Consider the following 7,835-nt stretch of genomic DNA (forward strand, 5'->3'; position numbering starts at 1 on the left):
CCCTGGAGGGCGAAGAGGATCACGATGGTGAACAGCAGCCCGTACAGCGCCCAGGGGCCGATGCGCGGCAGGAACCGCCCCTCGTACGCCGCGCGGCCCATGCGCCGTTCGCCGAGTCGGCGGGTGAGGAACCCGGCCACCAGCGGGACGCCGAGGAAGATCACGACGTTGAGGGCGATCTCTCCCGCGGAGATGTCCAGCCGCCCGCCGTCGCCCAGGCCCAGCCATCCGGGGAGCAGGTCCAGGTAGAACCAGCCCAGCAGGCCGAAGGCCAGCACCTGGAAGAGGGAGTTCAGCGCCACCAGGACGGCGGCGGCCTCCCGGTCGCCGCGGGCCAGGTCGTTCCAGATGATCACCATGGCGATGCAGCGGGCCAGCCCGACGATGATCAGGCCGGTGCGGTACTCGGGCAGGTCCGGCAGGAGGAGCCAGGCCAGCGCGAACATCACCGCGGGGCCGACGATCCAGTTGACCACCAGCGAGGACACCATCAGCCTCCGGTCGCCGGTGACCGCGTCCAGCTTGTCGTAGCGGACCTTCGCCAGCACCGGGTACATCATCACCAGCAGGCCCAGCGCGATCGGCAGCGAGATGCCGCCGATCTCCACCGCGGCCAGCACCTCGCCCAGCCCGGGGACGGCCCGGCCCAGTCCGAGGCCGGCGGCCATGGCGGCCAGGATCCACACCGCCAGGAAGCGGTCGAGGGTGGAGAGGCGGGCGACGACGCCGGCGGCCCCGTCCGCCGCTCTGCCGGTCCCTTCGGGGGTGGTCCCCTCGGCGGTGCTCTCGGCGGCGGTCACGAGCAGGGCCTCCTCGCCTCGGCGGCCCGGGTGGTGCGGGCGGTACGGGCGAGGGCTTCCAGGGAACGCCCCAGGTGCTCGATGACGTCCGGGCGGAGCCGGTAGTAGGTGTACCGGCCGCACGGCTCGGTCTCGACGATCCCCGCCTCGCGCAGGACGCGCAGGTGGTTGGAGAGGTTGGTCTGCTTCGCCCCGGTCTCGGCCACCAGGTGCGTGGTGCACAGCGTCTCGGTGGCGAGCAGGGTCACGATCGTGAATCTGAGGGGGTCGGCGAGGGCCCGGAACAGGTCAGTGTCGACTGATGTCAGCATGGGCTGATAGTTTCACGCCGGATCGAGCGTCGTCACCCCTCTCCCCGCGAGCCGGAACGAGTCCGAACAATCCTGAGTAAGTCGGAACAAGCCGAGACAAGAGGCCCTGTGATGTCCGAGAAGCCGTCCGTGCTGTTCGTCTGCGTCCACAACGCGGGCCGCTCCCAGATGGCCGCCGCGTGGCTGACCCACCTGGCGGGCGACCGCGTCGAGGTCCGGTCCGCCGGCTCCGCCCCGGCCGACGAGGTCAACCCGGCGGCCGTGGAGGCCATGCGGGAGGTCGGCATCGACATGTCGGCGGAGGTGCCCAAGGTGCTGACCACCGAGGCCGTCCGGGCGTCCGACGTCGTGATCACCATGGGCTGCGGCGACACCTGCCCCGTCTTCCCCGGCAAGCGCTACCTCGACTGGCGGCTGGAGGACCCCGCGGGCCGGGGCGTCGAGGCCGTGCGGCCGATCCGTGACGAGATCAGGCGGCGCGTCGAGGAACTGATCGCCGAGCTCGTCCCCCAAGGGGCGCGGTGAGCGGCCGCCCCGCGCCACCGTACGGCGATGCCGGAGGACGACGAACCGACAACAGCGGCGTGAGGAGCCGGAGATGAGCGGGTCACCGGACCGTACGGCCCCGGCCCCCCGGTTGCGGCGGCGCCTGGGCGTGACGGACGCGGTGGTGGTCGGCCTGGGCTCGATGATGGGCGCGGGCGTCTTCGCCGCCCTCGCCCCGGCGGCGCGCGCGGCCGGCTCCGGACTGCTGCTCGGTCTGGCGCTGGCGGCGGTGGTGGCGTACTGCAACGCGACCTCCTCGGCCCGGCTGGCCGCCCGCTACCCGGCCTCCGGCGGCACCTACGTCTACGGCCGCGAGCGGCTGGGCGAGTTCTGGGGCTACCTGGCCGGCTGGGGGTTCGTGGTCGGCAAGACCGCCTCGTGCGCGGCGATGGCCCTGACGGTGGGCCTGTACGTGTGGCCGGAGCGGGCGCACGCCGTCGCGGTGGCCGCGGTGGTGGCGCTGGTGGCGGTGAACTACGCCGGGATGCGGAAGGCGGCCTGGCTGACCCGCGCGATCGTGGCGGTGGTGCTGGCGGTGCTGGCCGCCGTGGTGGTCGCCTGCCTGACCTCGGACGCGGCCGGGGCGGCACGGCTGGGGTTCGACGGGGGCGGCCTCTCGCCCGGCGGGGTGCTCCAGGCGGCCGGTCTGCTGTTCTTCGCCTTCGCCGGGTACGCGCGCATCGCCACGCTGGGGGAGGAGGTCCGTGATCCGGCCCGCACCATCCCCCGGGCGGTCTCCCTGGCCCTGGGCATCACCCTGGTCGTCTACGCCGCCGTCGCGGTCGCCGTGCTGAGCGTGCTCGGCAGCGGCGCGCTGGGCGGGACCGCCGCGCCGCTGGCCGACGCGGTGCGCGCGGCGGGCGTGCCGGAGCTGGCGCCGGTGGTGCGCGCCGGGGCGGCGGTGGCCGCGCTGGGTTCGCTGCTGGCGCTGATCCTCGGAGTCTCGCGCACCACCCTGGCGATGGCCCGCGACCGGCACCTGCCGCCCGTACTGGCCGCCGTCCACCCGCGTTTCGGGGTGCCGCACCGTGCGGAGCTGGCGGTCGGCGCGGTGGTGGCGGTGGTGGCGGCCACGGCGGACGTGCGCGGGGCGATCGGCTTCTCCTCCTTCGGCGTGCTGGCCTACTACGCCGTCGCCAACGCCTCCGCCTGGACCCTCGCCCCCGCCGAGGGGCGCCCGCCGCGGATCGTGCCCGCGCTCGGCCTGGCCGGGTGCGTGGTGCTGGCCTTCGCCCTGCCCCTGGTCTCGGTGGCCTCCGGGGCGGCGGTGCTGGCCGTCGGCGCGGCCGTCTACGGGGTGCGGCGCGCGGCCGCCGCCCGCGGGGCGTAGCTCCGCACGCACCGCGTAGCCGCCGCACGCACCGTACGGGGCCCGGCGCCCCGGCGCTGATCAACTCGCCGGGGTGCCGGGCGTCGGCAAGAGTGGGAGGCGTGGACGGCGACGCGCGGCACGGGACGGGCAGCAGCAGGGACCGTATGCGCGCCACCTGGGGCATCGGCCGTCCGCCGTGGCTGCTGCCCTTCGGGCTGATCGTGCTCGGAGTCGTCATCGACCTGGTGATCCCGGGCAGCCTGCTCGTGGGCGCGATGTTCGCCGCGCCCATGGCCGCCGCGGCCCTGTGGACGGCCCGCGGCACGCTGCTCACCGGGGCCGCCTCGACCGTCACGGTCGCCGCCCTGGTGCAGTGGGGGAACGACCTGCCCTGGACGGAGGCCGCGCTGCGGCTGACCGCGGTCGCCGCCGTCAGCCTGCTGGCCGTCGCCGTCCACGGCGCCCTGCGCCGCGGCGATCTGCGGCTGGCCTCGGCCCGCCGGATCGCCGAGGCGGTCCAGCTCGCCGTGCTGCCCGTACCGCCCGGCCGGGCCGGCGGCCTGGCGCTCGCGGCGCGCTACCAGGCGGCCCACGAGGGCGCCCGGATCGGCGGCGACCTGTACGGCGTGCAGCGGACGCCGTACGGGGTGCGGCTGCTGGTGGGCGATGTGCGCGGCAAGGGGCTGAAGGCCGTGGGCGCGGTGACCGTCGTGCTCGGCGCCTTCCGGGAGGCGGCCGAGACGGAGCCGGACCTGGCGGCGGTCGCGGACCGGATCGAACACGCCCTGGCCCGGGAGGGCCGGCAGGGGGGCGAGCCGGTCTGGCCCGAGGGGTTCGTCACGGCCGTCCTGGCGGAGGTCCCGGAGGGGTCGCCGGGGAGCCTGCGGATCGTCAACCGGGGCCATCCGCCGCCCCTGTTGCTGTCCGCGGACGGGGCGTCGCTGCGGGCGCTGGAGCCGCGGTCGTACGCGCTGCCGCTGGGGCTGGGGCACCTGGCGGGGGACGCGGAGGGCAGGGACGGCCGTACGGAACCGGTGCCCTTCCCGCCGGGCTCCCTGCTGCTGCTCCACACCGACGGGGTGACCGAGGCGCGGAACGCCGAAGGCGTCTTCTACGACCCGGCGGCGCGGCTGCTCGGACACCGCTTCGCCGGACCGGGCGCCCTCCTGGACGCCCTCGTCGCGGACGTCAAGGCGTACACGGGCGGGCGCATGGACGACGACATGGCGCTGCTGGCGGTCATGTGCGACCCCCTCCCGCCGTCCGCCCCGCCGCGCGCGGAGTTATCACTGTGGGTGACCGCCGGACATCCCTCCGCATAGCACGTGATGCGCCGTTAGAGAGTGAGACATCTCTCGTTGTACCGGACGACCGTTCAACTCGCCCGAATTGAGGGGTTATTGCCCTGATAAGTCTCCGGCAAAATTACTCACCCTTTGAAGGGGAGGCTTGGAATCCCACACGCCTCTCTATTAACGTTCGATAACGCAGCGCGGTCGTCACTGCCGCCGAAAGGGGCGGCACCGTGCGCCGTCGCCGAATCCTGAACGCGCGGCCCACCCCACCGGGAGGCCGTGTCCAGGGAACCGGGGAACCACCATTTGGGGTGAATCGGGCCGTACCGCACGTGCGGACCCGTAGGAGACCTTCCTGCTCCGAACCCGTCAGCTAACCCGGTAGGCGAGAAGGAAGGAAAGGAGAACGCCTCCGTGGCGTCCAGCAGCCCGGCCCCCGAGGTCTCGTACGACCCGCACACCGCCACTTTCACCCCGTTCGGCCCGGACGGCGACGAAACCCGGCCGGTGTGGAACCCCACCGAGGACTCCGTTCGCCCGGTCCGCGGCCGGCACCGTGTCGTCAAGCAGCGCAACGGCATGGCGCGCAGCGGAGCGGTGCTCGGCGTCGGCATGATCGCGGCGGTCGGCGCGGGTGGCATGGCCACGGCCAAGGAGAAGTCCCCGGCCGCCATCACCATGCCGGACCTGGGCTCCGTGGCCGACAGCCTCCCCGGCATCGGCGGGCTGATAGACGACTCGGACTCCGGTTCCGGCTCCGACGGCACCGCCGCCGCCACCCTCACCCAGGCCGCCGCGGGCGCCGACGAGACCACCGCCACCAGCACCCTGACCGCGGACGCGGGCGAGGCGCTGCGGGCGCGCATCCTCCAGCAGGCCGACCAGCAGCAGTCGGACGCCACCCAGGCGGCCCTCGACGCCGCCGCCGACCAGGCCGCGGACAAGGCGGCCGAGGAGGCCGCGGAGAAGGCCGCGAAGGAGGAGGCCGAGCGCAAGCGCAAGGCCGCCGAGGAGGCCGCGAGGAAGGCCGAGGCCGAGCGCCTGGCCAAGCTCGCCGCCAGCTACACCGTCCCCCTCTCCTCGTACCAGCTCACCTCCCACTTCGGCGCGTCCGGCTCGATGTGGTCCAGCACCCACACCGGTCTGGACTTCGCCGCCCCCACCGGCACCCCGGTCAAGGCGGTGCACGGCGGCGAGATCGTCGAGGCGGGCTGGGCCGGCTCCTACGGCTACCGCATCGTCCTCAGACTCGACGACGGCACCGAGGTCTGGTACTGCCACCTGTCGTCGATGACCAAGACCAGCGGCACGGTGACGACCGGCGACGTGATCGGCCGCGTCGGCTCCACCGGCAACTCCTCCGGCCCGCACCTCCACCTGGAGGTCCGTCCCGGCGGCGGCGACCCGGTCGACCCGCTGGCCTGGCTGCGGAGCAAGGGCCTCACCGTCTGACCTCAGCACTCCCTCCCGCTCCCGCGCCGCCGCCTCGCACACCGTCGGCGTGCGTCCGCAGGCCGATCGAGGAGGGGACGAGGCGGCGGCGTCCGGGCGCGTCCCGTACCCGCATGCTCCGGCGACCCTGGTGACCCACCCCCCCGACACCAGGGTCGCCGGTCACCGCTCTCCGGCCCTCCCCACCGGTCCCGTGACGAGGCGTCAGCGCAGCGGCTGCCCGTACGCGCGCCCCACGCCGAGCCGCACCACCAGCCGCCGGTCGGCGACCATGGCCCGGCGGTAGTCGTCCCAGTCGGGATGCTCCTCGCCCCTGACCGCCCGGTAGACCTCGATCAGCTCCTCGACGGTGGCGTCGTGCGGATCGGCGGCGACGGGCGTCAGCTCGGCCAGCCCCTCCACCACCGTCCAGGCCCAGCCGTCCGCACTGGTGACGTGGAAGCTGGCGCGGGGGTCGCGCGCCAGGTTGCGCGCCTTGGCGCGGTCGGCGGTGACCGAGATCCTGATGAGCTGCCGCTCGGGGTCGTAGGTGTAGCTGACGTTGGACAACTGCGGGCGCCCGTCCCGCTTGAGGGTGGCCAGCACCCCGAGGTCGCGTTGGGAGAGCAGGGCGAGCAGGGCGTCCTGCGCATCGTTCCCGGCCACGGTGGATCCCTTCGTCGGCAGGCGGTTCGGCGTGCGGCGGGGCGCGCGGGCAGGCGTCGTGCGCCTTGTCGCCCGTCCCGCCGCACGCTCCGTCGTACGCCTCAACCCGCCCGGTGCCCGGCCGATTCCGACTGCCGGGGCCTTACGGCGCTCCACCGCAGGTGGTAGCGGTTGACGCTGCTCCGCCGCAGCCCGGGGAAGTGCTGGACGCGGTGCCACTGCGGGGTCACCGAGCCGATGCCCTCGCCGGCGGCGTTCAGCGCGTCGACGTGGGCCTGCTCGCTCTCCCACTCGGCGTAGTTGATGACGCGTGTGCCGTCCGTGCTGGTGTGGAAGTGCCCGGCGAGGCCGCCGGACGGCAGCCCGTCGTCGGTCGCGATCGCCTCGGCGACGGCGTCGACCCAGGCCCGCTGCCTGGCCTCGTCCGGCCCCTCGAACTCCACGTCCACGATCACCACGCACCCCGGCTCGGGCCGCTGTCCGCCGGGCCCCGGAGGGAGGCTGCGGTAGGGCCGGGTGCGCACCAGGCCGAGCCGCTCGATCCCCGGCACCGCGGCGTCGATCTCGTCGTTCCGCTCCTGCCGGTGGTCCCGTACGAAGGCGTGGTACGCCTCCTCGTCCGTCCACTGGGAGTGGTGCAGCAGCGTCCTGCCGTCCGTCCCGGCGTACACGGTGTACGACAGCAGCTCCGGCGTCGGCCACGGCCGCTTCGCCCAGGTGGCCGCGATCGCCTCCACGGCGGCCCGCTGCCGCTCGGGCGTCCCCACGTCCCAGGTGCTGAAGAGGGCGGCGCCGACGTCGGGGCGGGTGGGATCGGGATGGGTGGGCATGGCGGTCTCCTCGCTCGTCGCAGGTGTGTCCGGCGCGTTCGGGAGCCACCCTCACACCTCAAGCCGACTTGAGGTCAAGGCGCTTAGGGTTCCGCCGGCGCCCCGCCCGGCCGGACACCCGGCCGGGCCCCGCGGGGCGCGGGCCGCCCTCAGGCGGGCAGGTGCGCCTCGATCGCGGCGGTGATCTCCGCCGACTCCGGCTCGGTGGCGGGACGGAACCGGGCGACGGGCGTGCCGTCCGGGGCGATCAGGAACTTCTCGAAGTTCCACTGGACGTCCCCGGCCTGCCCGTCGGCGTCCGCCAGCTTGGTCAGCTCGGCGTACAGCGGGTGCCTGCCCTCGCCGTTGACCTCGGTCTTCTCCAGGAGCGGGAAGGTGACGCCGTAGGTGGTGGAGCAGAAGGCCGCGATCTCCTCGGGGGAACCCGGCTCCTGGCCCATGAACTGGTTGCACGGCACGCCCAGCACGGTGAACCCGCGGTCGGCGTACGCCTTCTGCAGCCGCTCCAGGCCCTCGTACTGCGGGGTCAGCCCGCACCGGGAGGCGACGTTGACGATCAGGAGCACCTTGCCCCGGTACTCGGCGAGCGAGGTGGGCTCACCGGAGAGGGTGCGCAGGGGGATGTCGTAGAGGCTCATGGGCCC

At 74.2% G+C, this 7,835-nt stretch carries 9 protein-coding genes and 1 riboswitch; of the genes, 4 read left to right on the forward strand and 5 right to left on the reverse strand.

Going from position 1 to position 7,835, the window contains the following annotated elements:
- Together arsB and VE546_RS04370 are read right to left on the reverse strand one after the other, a co-directional pair.
- A partial coding sequence (arsB, locus tag VE546_RS04365; RefSeq protein WP_324918551.1) for an ACR3 family arsenite efflux transporter occupies positions 1-800 on the reverse strand: 800 nt, incomplete at its 3' end.
- Positions 797-1,111, reverse strand: a complete 315-nt coding sequence (locus VE546_RS04370) for a metalloregulator ArsR/SmtB family transcription factor (RefSeq protein WP_324918554.1) — start codon at positions 1,109-1,111, stop codon at positions 797-799. The genes arsB and VE546_RS04370, both read right to left, overlap by 4 nt.
- Before the next feature lie 111 nt (positions 1,112-1,222).
- Between VE546_RS04370 and VE546_RS04375 the strand changes: the two genes are divergently transcribed.
- From VE546_RS04375 to VE546_RS04390, 4 genes are all read left to right on the forward strand, one after another.
- A complete protein-coding gene (locus VE546_RS04375; protein ID WP_324918557.1) occupies positions 1,223-1,636 on the forward strand; it encodes an arsenate reductase ArsC in 414 nt (137 codons plus the stop codon).
- A 73-nt stretch (positions 1,637-1,709) separates the two neighbouring features.
- Positions 1,710-2,987, forward strand: a complete 1,278-nt coding sequence (locus VE546_RS04380; protein WP_324918560.1) for an APC family permease — start codon at positions 1,710-1,712, stop codon at positions 2,985-2,987.
- A gap of 101 nt (positions 2,988-3,088) precedes the next feature.
- Positions 3,089-4,291: a PP2C family protein-serine/threonine phosphatase gene (locus tag VE546_RS04385; RefSeq protein ID WP_324918564.1), complete on the forward strand. Its 1,203-nt coding sequence runs from the start codon at positions 3,089-3,091 to the stop codon at positions 4,289-4,291.
- A 238-nt stretch (positions 4,292-4,529) separates the two neighbouring features.
- A riboswitch (cyclic di-AMP (ydaO/yuaA leader) is annotated at positions 4,530-4,667 on the forward strand.
- An 11-nt stretch (positions 4,668-4,678) separates the two neighbouring features.
- On the forward strand, positions 4,679-5,716 hold the full coding sequence (locus VE546_RS04390; protein ID WP_324918566.1) for a M23 family metallopeptidase: 1,038 nt from the start codon (positions 4,679-4,681) through the stop codon (positions 5,714-5,716).
- Between the two features lie 204 nt (positions 5,717-5,920).
- Here the strand turns inward: VE546_RS04390 and VE546_RS04395 are convergent, their stop codons facing one another.
- From VE546_RS04395 to VE546_RS04405, 3 genes are all read right to left on the reverse strand, one after another.
- On the reverse strand, positions 5,921-6,361 hold the full coding sequence (locus tag VE546_RS04395) for a PPOX class F420-dependent oxidoreductase (RefSeq protein WP_324918569.1): 441 nt from the start codon (positions 6,359-6,361) through the stop codon (positions 5,921-5,923).
- 101 nt (positions 6,362-6,462) lie between these two features.
- On the reverse strand, positions 6,463-7,191 hold the full coding sequence (locus VE546_RS04400; RefSeq protein WP_324918572.1) for an antibiotic biosynthesis monooxygenase: 729 nt from the start codon (positions 7,189-7,191) through the stop codon (positions 6,463-6,465).
- A gap of 149 nt (positions 7,192-7,340) precedes the next feature.
- Positions 7,341-7,829 carry a glutathione peroxidase gene (locus VE546_RS04405; protein ID WP_324918574.1) on the reverse strand — a complete coding sequence of 163 codons (489 nt, stop codon included), beginning with the start codon at positions 7,827-7,829 and terminating at the stop codon, positions 7,341-7,343.
- Positions 7,830-7,835 lie beyond the last annotated feature (6 nt).

Source organism: Streptomyces sp., assembly GCF_035644915.1.
Classification (GTDB): domain Bacteria; phylum Actinomycetota; class Actinomycetes; order Streptomycetales; family Streptomycetaceae; genus Streptomyces.

Coding starts and splice junctions, on each gene's coding strand:
- VE546_RS04370 (WP_324918554.1), bottom strand. CDS start 1,111: ATGCTGACATCAGTCGACACTGACCTGTTCCGGGCCCTCGCCGACCCC.
- VE546_RS04375 (WP_324918557.1), top strand. CDS start 1,223: ATGTCCGAGAAGCCGTCCGTGCTGTTCGTCTGCGTCCACAACGCGGGC.
- VE546_RS04380 (WP_324918560.1), top strand. CDS start 1,710: ATGAGCGGGTCACCGGACCGTACGGCCCCGGCCCCCCGGTTGCGGCGG.
- VE546_RS04400 (WP_324918572.1), bottom strand. CDS start 7,191: ATGCCCACCCATCCCGATCCCACCCGCCCCGACGTCGGCGCCGCCCTC.
- VE546_RS04405 (WP_324918574.1), bottom strand. CDS start 7,829: ATGAGCCTCTACGACATCCCCCTGCGCACCCTCTCCGGTGAGCCCACC.